This window comes from Fulvivirga ulvae (assembly GCF_021389975.1).
Lineage (GTDB): Bacteria > Bacteroidota > Bacteroidia > Cytophagales > Cyclobacteriaceae > Fulvivirga > Fulvivirga ulvae.
In genome coordinates this window covers 3,026,911-3,041,972 of sequence record NZ_CP089981.1, presented here as the reverse complement: position 1 = coordinate 3,041,972, position 15,062 = coordinate 3,026,911, and the positions used below count along the sequence as shown (strand labels likewise).

Here is a 15,062-nt window from a genome sequence, read left to right as displayed (position 1 = left end):
TCACTCCTTCAGAAATTGATTGATGATATTACTCAAATTTATCGGTTTTTCAAAGGGTGCCATATGGCCGCATTCGGGAACCATAGCCAGTTGGCTGTCCGGGATTTTTTCTGCAGCAGTCCTGGCTATCTCTTTTGTGGTCAAATCCTTATGCAGTATCCGGTTCGGGATGAGGTTGTCGTTTTCACCGTAAACAATAAGGGTTTGTTGCCGGATATTTCCAAGCCGGTCAAAAACAGGTTCGTTCAACATACCCTGCACACCTCCGGCCACAGTGTTGCAATAATCCATGAAGTCAGTCGCTGTAGCCATTTTCAGCCTGTCTTCAATCATAAATTCTGTATCAGGCGGAACTTCATAAAAATTAAGTCCATAATTATACCTGACCTGTTGCTCGTTGGCCGATGCTACAGCCCGGGCAGTAAAGAAATTACCAAACCACTGCTTATGCTGTTCATTAAAAGTTTCTATTCCGGCAGGAGCAATTAAAATGAGCTTATCACCATAATCGGGATACTTCAGGGCATATGTCATAGCGATCTGGCCGCCCATGGAATGGCCGCAAAGCACCGGGTCATCCAGTTTGAGTTGAGAAGTGAACTTTTGCAAAACAGTGGCATAAAATGACATGGTAGAAGGGTAATCACCCTTGGAAGAGCGTCCGTAGCCCGGCAGGTCTATAGCTATGCATCTGTACTTTTCTTTTAGCTCTTCAATCAGCTTGTCCCACGAAGGCAGGTATGTGGCCAGGCCATGAACGAACAGCAGGGTTTCATCGCCTGCACCTTCATCCACATAGGCAATCTTCAGGCTGTCAATATCCATGTAGTGGGTTTTGTATTTGTAAGGGCTGATCAGTTCGCTGATCTTTTTAGCAGGTTCCGTTTGCGCATGCAAGCCAATAGCCATAAGCATAAGTAGGTTTATAAAGAGCGTGAACTTTATCATAATACTAAGCTTTTGAGGGCTTTTTTGTTAATTTTTCCTGTATCGTTTTTAGGCAGGTCTGCAATGAACTCAAAGTACCTGGGCACCTTGTATTTGGCTAAATGCTCTATGCAGAAATCCCGGATTTCGGTTTCTGTAGGTGTTTTCCCAGGTTTGATGGCAATAAAAGCCTTGCCTACTTCGCCCCATTTTTCATCTTTCACACCAATCACGGCAGCTTCATTGATGGCGGGGTGCGACAGCAGTACCCTTTCTACTTCGGCCGGGTATACATTTTCACCCCCGGAGATAAACATGCTTTTGCGCCGGTCTACCACATAGAGGTAGCCCTCCTCATCCCGTTTCATCAGGTCGCCGGTATGGAACCAGCCGTCACTGATGGCATCCCGTGTTGCTTCGGGGTTATTCCAGTAGCCCGGAGTCACCAGGTTGCCTCCGAGGCAAAACTCACCGATCTCGCCGGGCTTTACCTCATCACCACTTTCATTCACAAGTTTGGATTCCACATAAAAGTTAGGCCTGCCGATTGACCCGATCTTCCTTTCGGCGTCGTTGTGGTGCAGTGAAGTAATGTTCGGGCCAACCTCCGTAAGCCCATAACCCTGTCGTATTTTAATACCCTTTTTGTGCCACTGATGAATCGACTCTAAGGGCAGCGCTTCACCACCGGATAGAAAATACCTGATGGCTGAAAGGTCAGCTTGCTCAAATAAAGGCGATTGCAGCATCATTTTGAGGGTAGTAGGTACCCCCCAATAGATAGTGGCCCGTTCGCTTTCCAAAAGGCTCAGCACCTGGTCAGCATCAAACTTGTTCATCATGCCGATGGTAGCCCCTTTATGCAGCAGCGGTGTGATCAGTACATTCCACCCTCCGGTATGGAAGGCGGGCATGCAGTTGATCGTAAGGTCGTCAGATACAATATCCAGGCTTAGTGCTGTATTTACACTGTTCCAGAAAAGCATGCGGTGCGTGTAGAGGGCACCTTTAGGGAAACCTGTAGTCCCGGAAGTGTACAGGATGAAAAGCGGGTCGTCAAAATCAATGGACGGATCAGTAATGTCTGTTTTGTAAACCCGGCTTTTTACCTGATCCACCAGTTTCCGGGTATCTGTTATAGCCGTCTGGTTATTGGCCGTAATTTGCATTACAAGCGCTTTGAACTGAAGCTCATAGAGCACCATTTTAGGAGTGCAGTTGCTGATCAGGTAGTCTATCTCCCTTACGGAAAGCCTGTAGTTGACCGGCACCAGAATAATACCCGTTTTTTGAGCTACAGAGAAAAGTGTAACATACAATGACGAATGCTCGGCTATCACCATTAGCCGGTCACCTTTTTTAAGGCCGTATTCACTTTTCAATATATCCGCAAGCTTCAACGCATTGTCGTTGAGTTGCTGGTAAGTTAGCTCCTGTTGTGAGCCATAATCTTTTAACGCAACTTTGTTTGGGCTATAAATGGCCCATTTACCTATCCAGTCGAGATTATGCATTTTGTGCCAGTGTCTGTCTGTTAAACGATTTACTAAAGATCAGGTGCAATACCACCCCGGTGATCAGCGAAAATATGATCGCAAAAGTGGCAGCTATTGCAGGGTTATTGACCGGCTCCTTCATGTAGCTTGTTATTTGTCCGTAGTATACGGCAAAATGCACAAGGATCGCAACTGCCGAAGAGGCAAAAACTGTTTTCAACGATACATTGCTGAAAAATGTACCAAACAAGACCGGAACAAAAGCCGCTGAAAAATAGGCATATACACCGTTTTGAGCAAAGATGGCTACGCTCAGGTCGGGGTTGACCAGTTGATTGTACGACAACCAGTAGCTGGCTATAGCCAACAACAGTATTACTAATCGATTGATCCTGATCTGGTTGTTGTCCGACTTTAAGGCAGATGACTGACCAAAAACCGGTAAAATTAGGTCAGTGGTGATCGTAGCGCTCAGAGATTGGATCAGTCCTTCCAAGGTGGATAGACCTGCCGAAATCAGCCCTAAAACCACAATAATGCCGAGGTACACGGGAAATTTGCTTACTACATATGCCGAAATTAACCCATCCATGGGCATGCGCTGGCCGTTTGCTGACAGGTCAGGGAAATAAAGACGCACATAAAGCCCGGTAAATACCACAAAGAAGAAAACCACCAGTGCAATGATGCCTATGGTCAGGTATTTATTTACATCTTTATTCTCTTTGAGCAACAGGGATTTGGTGATGATATGGGGCTGGCAGACGATGGCAATGCCAATAACCACCTGGCAAAAGATGATCTCGAAATAGTCCCGGAAAAGGAAGCTTTCCGGATTGGTAGTTTGGGTCAGGTTGCTGTCAATGTCATTGAGCTTTGCCAAAAATCCTGAAACACCATTTTCAAAATACTCTACCCCTGAACCCAGCAGGATAAAAGCTACCAGCAACATAATGCCTGCCTGGATCGCATTGGTGTAAACCATAGAATTGGCCCCGCCAAACATCATGTAGCCGAATACAAATGCCACCACTGCCAAAAGCACATAGGCCGGATCCAGGTTGAGCGATTTGGAAAGCACCTGGGTAAGGCCTACGCAGATAAGTACAATGAAGGTGATCAGCAAAAGGGATAGAATAGCAAAAAAGATCCTGTATGAGCGGCTTTCGTACATTTTTCCCATCCATTGCGCCATGGTCAGGGCTTTTACGCTGCTGCCATATTTTTTAAAGCCTTTGGTAAGTATGATCAGCGAGCCAAATATGGCAATAGGCATGACCATTCCAAACGAAATAAATCCGCTGATGCCATACAGGGCAATAAATCCGGGGTTGATAATAAAGGTAGCTGCGCTGGTCATGGATGCGGCGAGCGCCAGACCGACAGCATAAGGGGAAAACCCTAAATTGCCAACCGCATAGTCGCTGATACTTTTTGTTTTCAATGCGCCGCGGATCACCAAAGTCAGGATCATTGCCATATAGGCAATGACCAATATCCAGGTGCTTAGTACGTGATTATCCGATGCCAATCCCATAACCTATCAATATTTAATAGCTGCTGAGGCAAATGCCAGGCCTCCTCCTGAACCGACCAGCATGATCAGGTCACCCTTTTTGATCTTGCTTTTGCTGATGGCATCATGCAAGGCCATCGGTATGCATGCTGATCCTGTATATCCATACTTGTCCATGATCTTATGCGCCTTTTCCCGGCTTACTCCGAGGTTGTCCATCGTTTCATCAATAGAGTTGAAATTGAGCTGCGTTACCAGAAACTGGTTGATATCGTCAGGTTTGATGCCCATTTCACTGCACATTTTCAAGATCATATCCGTCCATATTTCCGGGTTAAGCTCTTTCGGGAATTTATGAACAAATTTTAATTTATGGTCATTAGTGGCCAGTGCACCCTCATCAACCGGCTTCTTTGTGCCACCGCTATAGATGCCCATCCACTCATTGTATTCACCCTTGGTGTAGAGCTTCGAAGTGATAAATCCCTGCCCGTTACTGCTTTCACGGGCTGATAATACAACCGCCCCGGCCCCATCGGCAAACAAGGTAACAGTTTTTTTGTCATTCATATTCAGGTGCTTGCTCATGGCATAGCCGCCTACGATCAATATGTTGCTGTACCGTGCATCAGCCTGTATGTATTTGGCAGCCACGTCAAAAGCTGTTACAAATCCCGCACAGGCGGTATTCAGGTCGAATGTGCCTGCTTTGTCTGCGCCTAAGCGGTGCTGTAAAATGGCTGCAGTAGAAGGAGAAATAAACTCCGGCGTATCCGTAGCCACAATGATCAGGTCAAGGTCAGTAGCTTTCAAACCAGCATTTTCAATGGCCTCCACGGCTGCATGCTCACAAAGGTCTGCCACAGACTCCCCCTCAGCACACCACCGCCGCTCATGGATGTTTACATTTTGCTTTAGCCATGAGTCTACATCTTCATCAAGCAGCTCGTTGAAATATGCGTTAGGGATTTTTCTTGCCGGTGCATAGGAGCCCGTTCCGGTAATTATTGCCTTTCTCATAAGTCTTTTTTTTAAATAGTTACCGCTCCGTCCACACTGATCACTGCCCCGCTGATGAAGGCTGCCTCATCAGATGCCAGAAAGGCATAGGTATTGGCCACATCCTCAGGGGTGCCTAGCCGCTTTAGGGGAGTTTTGTCGATCATCAAATTGATTACTTTCTCCGGTATGGTTTTGACCATTTCGGTGGCAATGAAACCAGGGGCTACCGCATTTACGGTTATGTTGTGTTTACCCAGCTCCTTGGCCAGGGTCTTGGTCATGCCGATAACACCGGATTTGGTAGCAGCATAGTTGACCTGCCCGAAATTACCATACAGCCCGACCACAGATGACGTGTTGATGATGCGTCCGTAACCTTTATCAATCATTTGCGGGATTACCGAGCGGGTACAGTTAAACACGCCTGTAAGGTTTACGTCAATGACCTGTTGCCATTCATTGTAGGTGATCTTTTTAATGGTTGCGTCTCGCGTAATTCCGGCATTGTTGATCAGCACATCTATTTGCCCAAATTTCTGAATAGTGGCAAGTGTGGCCTGCTCCACTTCTTCCGGATTTGTGGTGTTGACCTTCATAAAGTCGGCTATGGAGCCATTGCTCCTGACTTCGGACAGCGTGGTCTTACCCTGCTCTTCGTTAACATCCCAAATGACCACGGTAGCGCCATCGCGCAAAAACCTGCTTACGGCAGACTTGCCAATGCCACTGGCGCCTCCGGTGATTACAATTACTTTATCTTTAAATCTTTTCATGAACACGGTTTTAACTTCTAAAGCCAAATTATCGGTTCACAAGAGCAGGCCGGTTGTGGTTTTTAAAATAGTATGGGTAGACTATTGGGGATTTATTATTTTCATATGCCTTTAACTTGCTTATAATCAATGTATTGATTTATTATTATGGGGTTGCGACTTTTCCTTCTTCATGGTCTGTTCTCTGACCACGATCAGCGTGCCTGTCCTGAGTAGGAGGCGGTAGGCAAATTGGTGTCCTGTAAGTTGGAAGTAGAAAGATCGGTGACCGAAGTGGACTCGGTAACCGGTGATCGGTGTTGGGCAATCGGTTGGAATGATGAACAAGTAAACGGAACGAGGTGTAATAAAGAATTGGGATTTGAATATTTCCACATCTCTGACTATCCTCCTGAGGGGATTATAGGGGTGTTTTAACCTACAAGCAGTGACCGGAAAACAGTAAACACAAAATCCTTTTATCCGTCTCGTTATTGATGCTTTTTGACCGGCCATATTAAGATTGTGCCTCTGAATGTCGTAGAGTCCTCTTCGAGAGACTCTACTGGGAAATGGTTTATAGTCTGAAGTCTTGAGTCCTGAGTAATGAGTCCCACTACTCAAGACTATCGCTACTTACGAGACATGCGTCATACCACCACCTGACCAACATCAAGGCAATCTTCGGGTTTGCTTCTCAATTATTGAGAAATTGAGAGACGTTTTCCTTTATTGATCATTTTTGATAATATTAGATCTTTAACCGTAGTTACCGATAGTGAAGGAACACGTTGAAACATAACGTTGACTTATAAGTGTCAAGATTATTATGGAACTATATTGCTGGGTACAAAAGATGAATGATCCTGAGCTTGCTGAAATTAGTAAGTGCTCTGAATTACTTGAAGGAAGGAGGTACAATTTATCCTGGGGAATACAATCTAAGGATTGGATGCTTGAAAAAATGGAATTTCAGCTCGATCCGGACTCTGGAGTAAAAATTACCGACAGCATTCCCAATACGCTTGGATTAAAGATAGTTTCAGAAAAATTAAAGTTGATCTTGGAAGAAACTGCTCTGAATATAGAGTTTTTTGAAGTAGATATCAGGGATGCAAAAGGAAAGTTGGTAGAGAGTACATATTATATTGCAAATCTCCTTGATGTGGTTGAATGTATGGACCTCAAGAAGTCCAGGTATAAGAGGTCTATACTTAAGGAATCGCATATGGGACGGATAGACTACTTGGCCATCAGGGAAAAAGCTATTGAAGAGAAAATATCAATTTTCAGATTGGCCGAAATGCCGCGACTTCATATTTTATCGGAGAAGCTGGGTATTAAAATTAAACGCCTGGAAGGATGTACGGGAATGGATTTTATTGGTGTGGAAGACTTTAGCAGCGTTACCTATTTTCTATAGTCTCTAGCAGATCAGGCAATTATTTAATAAAAACGGAGAGAATTTTGGAGGCAAATAGTATTGGTCCTACGTTTTTATTGTTACTAAAGAACTTGCAGTTGATATAAAGAATAACGGCTGTACGGGTATACAATTTATACCCATTTCTGATTATAATTCTATCAACCATTTTTAACATCTCCTGTTTTTGGATTTATCAGATTGATTATAAATCAATTAAAATATTCTCTTGATAAGGCTGACAGAAAAAGTCGTGGATATGACATGCATCATACCACCACCTGACCAACATCAAGGCGATCTTCGGGTTTGCTTCTCAATTTTATTATTGAGAAATTATATGTTATGGCCGATCTGTTCTCAATATTTAGTAAAAGCGAATTTCTGCGGGAAGTTGGCCATATAGCCAAATTTGCAGGAAGGTTTTTTAGTGAAGGCTTTCAGCCCCGGTATGAATTTCGTGAATTTATCCGCCAATGCTACTGGGTTGGGTACAAATCATTACCACTTGTAGGCATTACGGCATTTATCATGGGGCTGGTGCTTACCATTCAATCCCGGCCTACGTTGGTTGAGTTTGGTGCGGAATCCATGCTGCCCAGTATGGTGGCGATTTCCCTTGTCCGCGAAATATCTCCGGTGATCACCGCCCTGATATGTGCCGGCAAGGTTGGCTCGGGAATGGGAGCTGAACTGGGTTCCATGCGGGTAACAGAGCAAATAGATGCTATGGAGGTATCGGGCACCAACCCGTTCAAATACCTGATAGTCACCCGCATACTAGCCACTACACTTATGCTGCCGGTGCTTTCAAGTCTTTCCAATGCAATTTCGTTATATGGCGGTTATCTGGGTGTAAACATCCGGGGAGCAGTGAGCTGGCATTTATACTGGTCGCAGGTGTTTGATGCTTTGAGCTATGGAGACCTGGTGCCCTCTCTGGTAAAAACCTTCTTCTTTGGTTTTGCCATTGGCCTGATCGGCTGCTACAAAGGCTATTATTCTACCAAAGGCACCGAAGGTGTCGGTCGCTCCGCAAACTCGGCTGTAGTTGTGGCATCGCTGCTGGTATTTATTATAGACCTGATCGCTGTTCAGATTACTGACCTTTTAAACCTTACCTGATCCATGGAATGCCTGGCAGTTATAGAAATAGATAAATTGAACAAGTCATTTGGTGATAACCACGTGCTGAAGGATTTCTCTATGAAGCTTTATAAAGGAGAGAACCTGGTGGTACTGGGCAAGTCGGGTTCAGGTAAGTCGGTGCTGATCAAGTGCATTATTGGACTGATGGATCCTGACAGCGGCAGGATCAAAGTGCTGGATAAAGACATCAGCGAATACAACAGGCAACAGTTGGATAAAATGAGGGTGAAAGTAGGCTTTCTTTTCCAGAGCAATGCTTTGTACGACTCCATGACTGTACGTGAAAATCTGGAGTTTCCGCTAAGGAGGCACTGGATGAAGGAGACACAGGAGAGGTCGGAAGTAGATGCACTGGTTATGGATGCCCTGGAGGATGTGGGGCTGGCACATACCGTGGACATGATGCCGGCAGAACTTTCCGGGGGTATGCGAAAAAGAATAGCCCTCGCACGCACGCTGATACTGAAGCCTGAAATAATATTATACGATGAGCCTACAACAGGGCTGGATCCGATTACCGGAAGGGAGATCAGTGAACTCATTCTTGATGTACAGGAGAAATATAACGCGTCCTCTATCATTATTTCCCACGATATGAACTGTATCAGCATCACCTCAAACCGGGTAGTGATGCTGATCGACGGGAAATGCTACGAGGAAGGTAAGTTCAGCGAGCTAAGGAAATCCAAAGATGAAAAGGTTCGCAATTTTTTTATTAGTGATAGCAGTATAAAAGACAGAAAAGATGAAAACCAAAGCTATTGATAATGCCAAGCTTGGGCTTTTTGTGCTTGCAGGCCTGATGTTCCTGATCTTCTCCCTTTACATGATAGGGCGCAACAGGAATTTGTTTGGTTCCACATTTACCATACAAGCCAGCTTTCAGAATGTAAATGGCCTTACACCGGGCAACAACGTCCGGTTTTCCGGTATTGATGTAGGCACAGTAAGGGAGATAATCATTGAGAGCGATACTTCTATACTCGTCACGATGGTTATTGACAAAAAAGCCAGACAGTATATTAAAAAAGAATTCGGTGGCATCGGTAGGCACAGATGGCCTTATGGGAAATCAGCTTATAAACATTAATTCCGTAAGAGAAAAAGCCGATCCGGTTGAAGAGGGCGATAAGATCTACTCTGAACAGCCCATTGAAACAGATGCGATGCTGCGTACACTGAATACCACCAATGATAATATTGCAGTAATCACCGGTGATCTGAGAAAAATTACCCGTAAAATAAACAACAGTAATAGTCTGTGGCAACTATTATCCGATACACTCATGGCTAAAGACCTGAAGCAGGCGGCAGTTAATATCAAAATGGCCGGTCAAAATGCATCTGATGCAGCCCGTGAAGTTGCCTATCTTGCCAGAGATATCAAGCAGGGACAAGGGCTTGCAGGCACGCTTATTACGGATACTGCCCTTGTTTCGAACCTGAAAGGTAGTTTGTCAGATATTCACCGGGCAAGTGAGGAAACCGCCAAAGCTGCCAATGACCTGGGAGAATTGCTACAAAAGCTTAAAGAAGGTGAAGGTACGGCCGGGGCTTTGCTTTCAGATACAGTCGTGCTGCATAAGCTCAATCAAAGTCTGGAAAACATTGAAGCAGGTACGGCCCGATTCAATGAAAATATGGAAGCCATGAAGCACAACTTCCTGTTTCGCAGGTACTTTAAAAAGCAGGAAAAGCTGAAGAAGAAAGGGAAATAAAATTAATTCCCGCTCTTTTCAAACCTGCCTGTTTTCTTCTCTACTTTTATGCGGTAAACTATAGGTTTTTTCTCCTTTTCCACTATCTGGGGGATTGTAGCTGGCCGCTGTGAATAGGTTGTTTCACTGGTCCTCAAAGGTCCGATGCGATCCTGAAGTATCTGAAGGCCTTCTCTTTGTAACTTTTGATCTTGTAGCTCTTCATAGGTCCCCCAAATGATAGCACAACGCCAGTTGGCCAAATTATCCATGGCTTCTACCTCAAAGCATACCTCGCCGTTCACCCGCATCATGTCAATTTTTTTACCTTCTTTTGAGTGCGCATAAATATAGTGACCATCAAATACGTAAGTCACGGGCACAACAAAAATATCACCGTCAGCATAGCACCCGATCCGACCGATTACCTGGCTGAATAGTAAGTAGTCGATTTGTCTGTCTGTTAGATTGCCCAGCATGTTTCTATATTTTATTGTTGTACTCCTCCGCTTTGATATTTACATCAAGCACGGCTATTTGCGATAGGTCAGCATGTGTTTGCTTTTCCCAGTTCAATACTTCTTCAAGCAAAGCTGAGGCAGTATCCAGCTCCAGTTCCCATGAAAATACCAGTGCGGTTTCGTATCCGGCCATTTTGTAGTAATTGATATTTTTCAGGCAGGAAACCAACAATATATCCTTCATTTCTCCTGGTATCGTTGCTTTAAGCACCTGCTTCATACTATTAATCAGTGCATCAATTACTTTGTCCGTACAGCGACCTGGTTCTTTCATGAGATAGCTATACGTACGATTCAGTTTGAGCAGTTTGTCTCCACTGCTTTCACGATATTTTAACAGTTCGCTTTTTAAAGCTGGCGAACTCACTTGCTCAGTGCATTGTAGCATTGCACTTTGCAGCTTCTTTTCAGCGCTATAAAGTTCATTCAGTTTATAGGCTAATGCCTCGGTCAGGTTTGTAATAGTTGCATTCATTGTCATTTTAATTTTATATAAAATTAAGCGTCATATAGAAAGATGACGATGACAAACCTTCATATACTTAAATGATAAATGTCATGAATCAGGTCCGCTCCCGCAGTCATTCGGAGGAAAGGAAGAACCCACTCAAGGAGGCTACTGCTGCCCGTTCAGTTGATGCAAGCAACAGGGTTAGATACTTCGCAAACTTTCTAAAACACGGGCCTAAGCGTACTCAGAGCAATCTCCCTGGATTTTCCCCTGAGCTTAATAACTCCAAGAGGTTCAGAAGTGTACCGGTCAGATAGTATCAGTTCCTTCAATATGTTGGAGGATGCCAATATCTCCACATTAAGTTCCTTGCACATACTTTGTATTCTTGATGTGGTATTGAGAACATCACCTGAATAGGTAATGTCCCTTTTAATAATCCCGATCTCTCCGGCTACGACGCGGCCGCAGTGTAAGCCGGCTTTGAATGTAGGTACAAGGCCATAACGCCGGATATATTTTTGCTCTTTTCTTTTCATTACCTGCTTCATATCAAAGAAACACTTCAGGCAATGAGCATTTTCTATTCCCTCTTCAAGTGTCCAGGCTACAACGACTTCATCGCCTACGTACTGGTAAATGTTGCCCATATTATTTATTATGGGATCGGTAATATCCGAGAAAAAATCCTGAAGCAGCGCATGGTAGGTTTCATCACCCAACTCTTCGGCAATAGCAGTGGAGGAGTTCAGGTCCAGGAACATGAAGATCCTCTTCTCCTCTTTAGGCGTATTGTACTTGCCACGGATGATGTTCCAGAAAGTGCCCTGCCCGAATTTGCTGCTGACCTGGAGCAATAGCTGAGTTATTGCCACTATAAAGATCCAGACCAGGGCGCTTTTTAATGGGTAGCTGTCAGTAACAAATGCTTTAAAAGCGGATTGAGAAACAGGGTCAGACAAGGGCAGTCCTGTCTGACGTGGTACAATGACCGTGGCCAGCAGCAAGGTAATAAATATCATAACGAAAATAAAAAATAAAAGCACCGCCATAATAGTATATCCATAGGGCTTATCGCGATACTTTACGTTGACAAAGAAAACCAGAAAACTGCCTCCAAGCATGGAGCCGATAAAGCTTGAAATCAAATTCCTGAAAATGCCTTCTGCCAGTGAGTATTTATCAGAAGTACCCAGAGACTGACTGGTATGCAGTACCAGGTGATCATAAACAGCTATAACTACACCAAGTGCCATCCAGATGACGGTGAGAATAAAAAATTGTTTAACCTGGAGCTGAGTGGCTCTTTTCATTGTACAACTGTGCTGATTTGCCAATCTAAATTACTCCATTTTAGTATTGTTTGGCAGGTGGAATTGATAAATCACAGTTTATTTGCCTTATTCGGTAAAATTTTGAGCAGGAAAGATAGAAAGAATACAAAAAGCAGCACAAGTGGCCACCATTGACCTTCTGCCATGTTATAGTTGTACAAAACAGTACTCACTGGCTGCCTGAATATCCATAACCCTAAGATGAATTCAAATAGTACAGTGAGAGATACCCATACAACCCCGTGAAGAAAAGCATCTTGGGTACCGATCAGGTCAAGCTTGTGGTGTATAACCACCCCGTAAATCAGTAGTATAACCATTAATGTGATCGCCGAGACCTGATGCGCCAGAGGTTCGCCGAGAGATTCTCCGTAAACTGCGCCCCGGATGATTCCGTTGATCATTCCTAAAACCGGCATAGGGAGCCAATATATTATGATACTTTTCATCTATATTAATTTTACCTTCCAGAATTCAGGTAAAAATTCAAATTCATGGGCCTGCGTTATTTTTAATTTTAAGTATGCCAGGGCTCTTAGTATAGATTTTTTGGCCGAAAGAATTTCACGCTATACGTTCATCAATGTTGAGGTTTCTACTTCCGATAATTTTTTAGCCTTTAAGCTCTTCTATAATCAGTGCGTTTTGATTGTTGTAGTGTAAAAAGGCTTCCTTCATAACCACAGTCAGTTCTTCAAAAAGTAATGAGTTGTTGCCGATAGTTATTAAACGTTGAAATGAGATATCAAATTCCAGCCAGCTCTTCTTCAGTTGAACATAATACTCATATAAGGTATCGTTAGCTGTATTGTCAAAATCCTTAAGGTCGTGGTGTATGTCCTTGAGCAACTTTCTTCAATACGTTTTCCAGCATGTTCATGGCATAAAAGAAAAGACCAATACCCGCAAGAAACCTCCAGACTTCGATCATAGCTCAGTTGTCATTTTCAAAAGACAAAGGAAAGGTAAAATAACCGGTGTGAAATAAACATGACATAAGTCATAGGAGCTGTTGACTCGGCTCATACCGAAAGCATGAGTATGGTTCTAATTTTATACTCTGACCGATATAATAGAGTCTACAGAATGGATAGTAAATCTAAATAAACCCTATACCCATGAAAAATATTCTTGTACCTGTCGATTTTTCAGCATTCTCTTTCAATGCAGCCAGAAAAGCGGTATTCATAGCAGAAAAAACCAATGCTGAGGTTCACTTGCTTCATGTGGTAAATGCACCCTCAGACTGGAACAGTATTTCGTTGCAGGCACAGCAGGAGTTTCCTGAAGTGGAGGCCCGTGTGGTAGAAGCTGAAATGAAAATGGAGAAACTGCTGAATGATGCCATATTTGAAAGGAGCAAAGTGAAAACCTATGTGCAGGGAGGCACCATCTATGAGGTTATTACTGAGTTTGCCAGGCACCGTAAGATGGACCTGATTACCATTGGAGCACATGGAGCAGATGAGACTAAAGAATTATTTGTGGGTTCTACTACTCAAAGGGTTATCCGTATGGCCACCTGCCCTGTATTATCGGTGAAGAAGAACTCGGAACTGAAATCCGTGGATAGAATATTGTTTCTTTCCGATTTTGAAGAAGACATTTCCAATGCTATAGAGACCATCATACAACTGGCAGAGATAATGGCCGCCAGTGTGGAACTTTTATATATAAACACACCGGCTAACTTTACCGATACGGAAACAGCTGAAGCCCGGATGTCAAAATACATACCCAAAGCATCAAAGGTTAAATTTCAATCTTTTATCTATAACGACTTCGACAAAGACAAAGGTATGCTGGCATTTATGAAACGAAACAAGCCGGATCTCATCACGATGATAACGCATGCCCGTAAAGGTAAACCGGCGTATTTACTTAGCATGACTGATACTATTGTTTTTCATGCGGACATTCCAGTGCTCAGTATGGTATTGAGGAAGCCGTAGTGCTTTTATTTTCATACTGATTTGAATTGAACCGGCTGTCGTTCGGTGGAACCTGCAGGTCACCCCATGGCCATAAGTAAATCAGCAATTTTCGGGTCGTATAACATTTCCAAAAAGCAGAATTTTGTAAAAAAGATCGGTTATGTACACATTTAAAATTGTACCCTTAGATAAAACGTTTGTTGATAAACTTAAAAGAGAAAGAACTGATGCATTTGGTATTGAAGTAACGGAAGAGATCGCTGCGGGTACTGGACCATGCAGGTTGTCATTAAAACCGTTCAAGCCTGGTGTGGATAGACGGTTATTATTTTTGCATTCGCCTTTTGAACAAAATAATGCCTTCAATCAAAGTGGGCCTGTTTTTGTAAATGCAGCTGATGTAGAACCTTACGCCGATGTTCATAAATTCCCAAAAGAAATCAAAGCCGACCCCGTTAATTTTCCTCTGACCCTGATCGGGTACAATACTGCTCAACGTATGGTGTTAACAAAGCTCGTGGGAACCAATGATGTAGATGTGCTGATCAGTGAAATATTCGAATCAACCCTTGATGTAGAGTACCTGCATGTCCGGAATGCTGAGGCGGGCTGTTATATCTGCAAAGTAGAGCGTGTATAATATTGTGGATCATGCAGAGTTTCTGCGGAGACCCTAAATTTGCACCTCTTTACTGACAGACAGTTGTTAATAGCAGTTGGCAAACTCGTGTTAAATAACAGTAGGAGTGGTTTGCTGATTATCAGTCGTAAGCTTCACATTACATGTTTTACTTTTCAGATCCGTTTACTCCAAAGTTTTCATTTTGGTCCGAGATGTTCAGGTAGGTGTTAAGTAAAAA

General features: G+C 43.5%; 17 protein-coding genes. 7 read left to right on the top strand and 10 right to left on the bottom strand.

Annotated elements, in window-relative coordinates:
• The 5 genes from LVD17_RS12725 to fabG are packed head-to-tail and all read right to left on the bottom strand — an operon-like array spanning position 1 to position 5,714.
• Positions 1-948: an alpha/beta fold hydrolase gene (locus LVD17_RS12725; RefSeq protein ID WP_233767281.1), complete on the bottom strand. Its 948-nt coding sequence runs from the start codon at positions 946-948 to the stop codon at positions 1-3.
• Positions 945-2,441: an acyl-CoA synthetase gene (locus LVD17_RS12720; RefSeq protein WP_233767280.1), complete on the bottom strand. Its 1,497-nt coding sequence runs from the start codon at positions 2,439-2,441 to the stop codon at positions 945-947. Before LVD17_RS12720 ends, LVD17_RS12725 begins: the two co-directional genes overlap by 4 nt.
• On the bottom strand, positions 2,434-3,960 hold the full coding sequence (locus LVD17_RS12715; protein WP_233767279.1) for a sodium:solute symporter family transporter: 1,527 nt from the start codon (positions 3,958-3,960) through the stop codon (positions 2,434-2,436). Before LVD17_RS12715 ends, LVD17_RS12720 begins: the two co-directional genes overlap by 8 nt.
• Positions 3,961-3,966: 6 nt before the next feature.
• The gene (locus LVD17_RS12710) at positions 3,967-4,959 is read right to left on the bottom strand and encodes a 3-oxoacyl-ACP synthase III family protein (RefSeq protein ID WP_233767277.1); all 993 of its coding nucleotides are present in this window, start codon (positions 4,957-4,959) and stop codon (positions 3,967-3,969) included.
• 11 nt (positions 4,960-4,970) lie between these two features.
• Positions 4,971-5,714, bottom strand: coding sequence for a 3-oxoacyl-ACP reductase FabG (gene fabG, locus LVD17_RS12705; protein ID WP_233767275.1), 744 nt, complete (start codon positions 5,712-5,714; stop codon positions 4,971-4,973).
• 835 nt (positions 5,715-6,549) lie between these two features.
• Between fabG and LVD17_RS12700 the strand changes: the two genes are divergently transcribed.
• The 5 genes from LVD17_RS12700 (at position 6,550) to LVD17_RS12680 (ending at position 9,983) form a co-directional block, all read left to right on the top strand.
• A complete protein-coding gene (locus LVD17_RS12700) occupies positions 6,550-7,116 on the top strand; it encodes an imm11 family protein (RefSeq protein WP_233767274.1) in 567 nt (188 codons plus the stop codon).
• 345 nt (positions 7,117-7,461) lie between these two features.
• Positions 7,462-8,241 carry an MlaE family ABC transporter permease gene (locus LVD17_RS12695; protein WP_233767273.1) on the top strand — a complete coding sequence of 260 codons (780 nt, stop codon included), beginning with the start codon at positions 7,462-7,464 and terminating at the stop codon, positions 8,239-8,241.
• Positions 8,242-8,244: 3 nt separating this feature from the next.
• Complete coding sequence (locus tag LVD17_RS12690; RefSeq protein ID WP_233767271.1) at positions 8,245-9,030, top strand: ABC transporter ATP-binding protein; 786 nt, start codon at positions 8,245-8,247, stop codon at positions 9,028-9,030.
• Positions 9,011-9,355 carry an MlaD family protein gene (locus LVD17_RS12685; RefSeq protein WP_233767269.1) on the top strand — a complete coding sequence of 115 codons (345 nt, stop codon included), beginning with the start codon at positions 9,011-9,013 and terminating at the stop codon, positions 9,353-9,355. The genes LVD17_RS12690 and LVD17_RS12685 overlap by 20 nt, the downstream gene beginning before the upstream one ends.
• Positions 9,303-9,983: an MlaD family protein gene (locus tag LVD17_RS12680; protein WP_233767267.1), complete on the top strand. Its 681-nt coding sequence runs from the start codon at positions 9,303-9,305 to the stop codon at positions 9,981-9,983. Before LVD17_RS12685 ends, LVD17_RS12680 begins: the two co-directional genes overlap by 53 nt.
• A gap of 2 nt (positions 9,984-9,985) precedes the next feature.
• On the opposite strand, the gene LVD17_RS12675 is transcribed toward LVD17_RS12680, so the two are convergent.
• The 5 genes from LVD17_RS12675 to LVD17_RS12655 all read right to left on the bottom strand — a co-directional run bounded on the left by LVD17_RS12675 (position 9,986) and on the right by LVD17_RS12655 (position 13,117).
• Entirely contained in the window at positions 9,986-10,441 is a 456-nt protein-coding gene (locus LVD17_RS12675; protein WP_233767265.1) for a pyridoxamine 5'-phosphate oxidase family protein, read from the bottom strand.
• Between the two features lie 4 nt (positions 10,442-10,445).
• Positions 10,446-10,958, bottom strand: coding sequence for a YciE/YciF ferroxidase family protein (locus tag LVD17_RS12670; RefSeq protein WP_233767263.1), 513 nt, complete (start codon positions 10,956-10,958; stop codon positions 10,446-10,448).
• Between the two features lie 197 nt (positions 10,959-11,155).
• Complete coding sequence (locus LVD17_RS12665; protein ID WP_233767261.1) at positions 11,156-12,247, bottom strand: adenylate/guanylate cyclase domain-containing protein; 1,092 nt, start codon at positions 12,245-12,247, stop codon at positions 11,156-11,158.
• 71 nt (positions 12,248-12,318) lie between these two features.
• Complete coding sequence (locus LVD17_RS12660) at positions 12,319-12,717, bottom strand: hypothetical protein (protein ID WP_233767259.1); 399 nt, start codon at positions 12,715-12,717, stop codon at positions 12,319-12,321.
• Positions 12,718-12,880: 163 nt separating this feature from the next.
• Positions 12,881-13,117 (bottom strand): hypothetical protein, encoded by a 237-nt coding sequence (locus tag LVD17_RS12655; protein WP_233767257.1) that lies wholly within the window; start codon positions 13,115-13,117, stop codon positions 12,881-12,883.
• A 269-nt stretch (positions 13,118-13,386) separates the two neighbouring features.
• On the opposite strand from LVD17_RS12655, the gene LVD17_RS12650 reads away from it, so the two are divergent.
• Positions 13,387-14,220 (top strand): universal stress protein, encoded by an 834-nt coding sequence (locus LVD17_RS12650; protein ID WP_233767255.1) that lies wholly within the window; start codon positions 13,387-13,389, stop codon positions 14,218-14,220.
• A gap of 142 nt (positions 14,221-14,362) precedes the next feature.
• Positions 14,363-14,842, top strand: a complete 480-nt coding sequence (locus tag LVD17_RS12645; protein WP_233767253.1) for a DUF1203 domain-containing protein — start codon at positions 14,363-14,365, stop codon at positions 14,840-14,842.
• Positions 14,843-15,062 lie beyond the last annotated feature (220 nt).

What these genes read in the sequence shown, in the direction of transcription:
- LVD17_RS12725 (WP_233767281.1), bottom strand. Translation starts at nt 948, where the DNA reads ATGATAAAGTTCACGCTCTTTATAAACCTACTTATGCTTATGGCTATT.
- LVD17_RS12720 (WP_233767280.1), bottom strand. Translation starts at nt 2,441, where the DNA reads ATGCATAATCTCGACTGGATAGGTAAATGGGCCATTTATAGCCCAAAC.
- LVD17_RS12715 (WP_233767279.1), bottom strand. Translation starts at nt 3,960, where the DNA reads ATGGGATTGGCATCGGATAATCACGTACTAAGCACCTGGATATTGGTC.
- LVD17_RS12710 (WP_233767277.1), bottom strand. Translation starts at nt 4,959, where the DNA reads ATGAGAAAGGCAATAATTACCGGAACGGGCTCCTATGCACCGGCAAGA.
- fabG (WP_233767275.1), bottom strand. Translation starts at nt 5,714, where the DNA reads ATGAAAAGATTTAAAGATAAAGTAATTGTAATCACCGGAGGCGCCAGT.
- LVD17_RS12700 (WP_233767274.1), top strand. Translation starts at nt 6,550, where the DNA reads ATGAATGATCCTGAGCTTGCTGAAATTAGTAAGTGCTCTGAATTACTT.
- LVD17_RS12695 (WP_233767273.1), top strand. Translation starts at nt 7,462, where the DNA reads ATGGCCGATCTGTTCTCAATATTTAGTAAAAGCGAATTTCTGCGGGAA.
- LVD17_RS12690 (WP_233767271.1), top strand. Translation starts at nt 8,245, where the DNA reads ATGGAATGCCTGGCAGTTATAGAAATAGATAAATTGAACAAGTCATTT.
- LVD17_RS12685 (WP_233767269.1), top strand. Translation starts at nt 9,011, where the DNA reads ATGAAAACCAAAGCTATTGATAATGCCAAGCTTGGGCTTTTTGTGCTT.
- LVD17_RS12675 (WP_233767265.1), bottom strand. Translation starts at nt 10,441, where the DNA reads ATGCTGGGCAATCTAACAGACAGACAAATCGACTACTTACTATTCAGC.
- LVD17_RS12670 (WP_233767263.1), bottom strand. Translation starts at nt 10,958, where the DNA reads ATGAATGCAACTATTACAAACCTGACCGAGGCATTAGCCTATAAACTG.
- LVD17_RS12665 (WP_233767261.1), bottom strand. Translation starts at nt 12,247, where the DNA reads ATGAAAAGAGCCACTCAGCTCCAGGTTAAACAATTTTTTATTCTCACC.
- LVD17_RS12660 (WP_233767259.1), bottom strand. Translation starts at nt 12,717, where the DNA reads ATGAAAAGTATCATAATATATTGGCTCCCTATGCCGGTTTTAGGAATG.
- LVD17_RS12650 (WP_233767255.1), top strand. Translation starts at nt 13,387, where the DNA reads ATGAAAAATATTCTTGTACCTGTCGATTTTTCAGCATTCTCTTTCAAT.
- LVD17_RS12645 (WP_233767253.1), top strand. Translation starts at nt 14,363, where the DNA reads ATGTACACATTTAAAATTGTACCCTTAGATAAAACGTTTGTTGATAAA.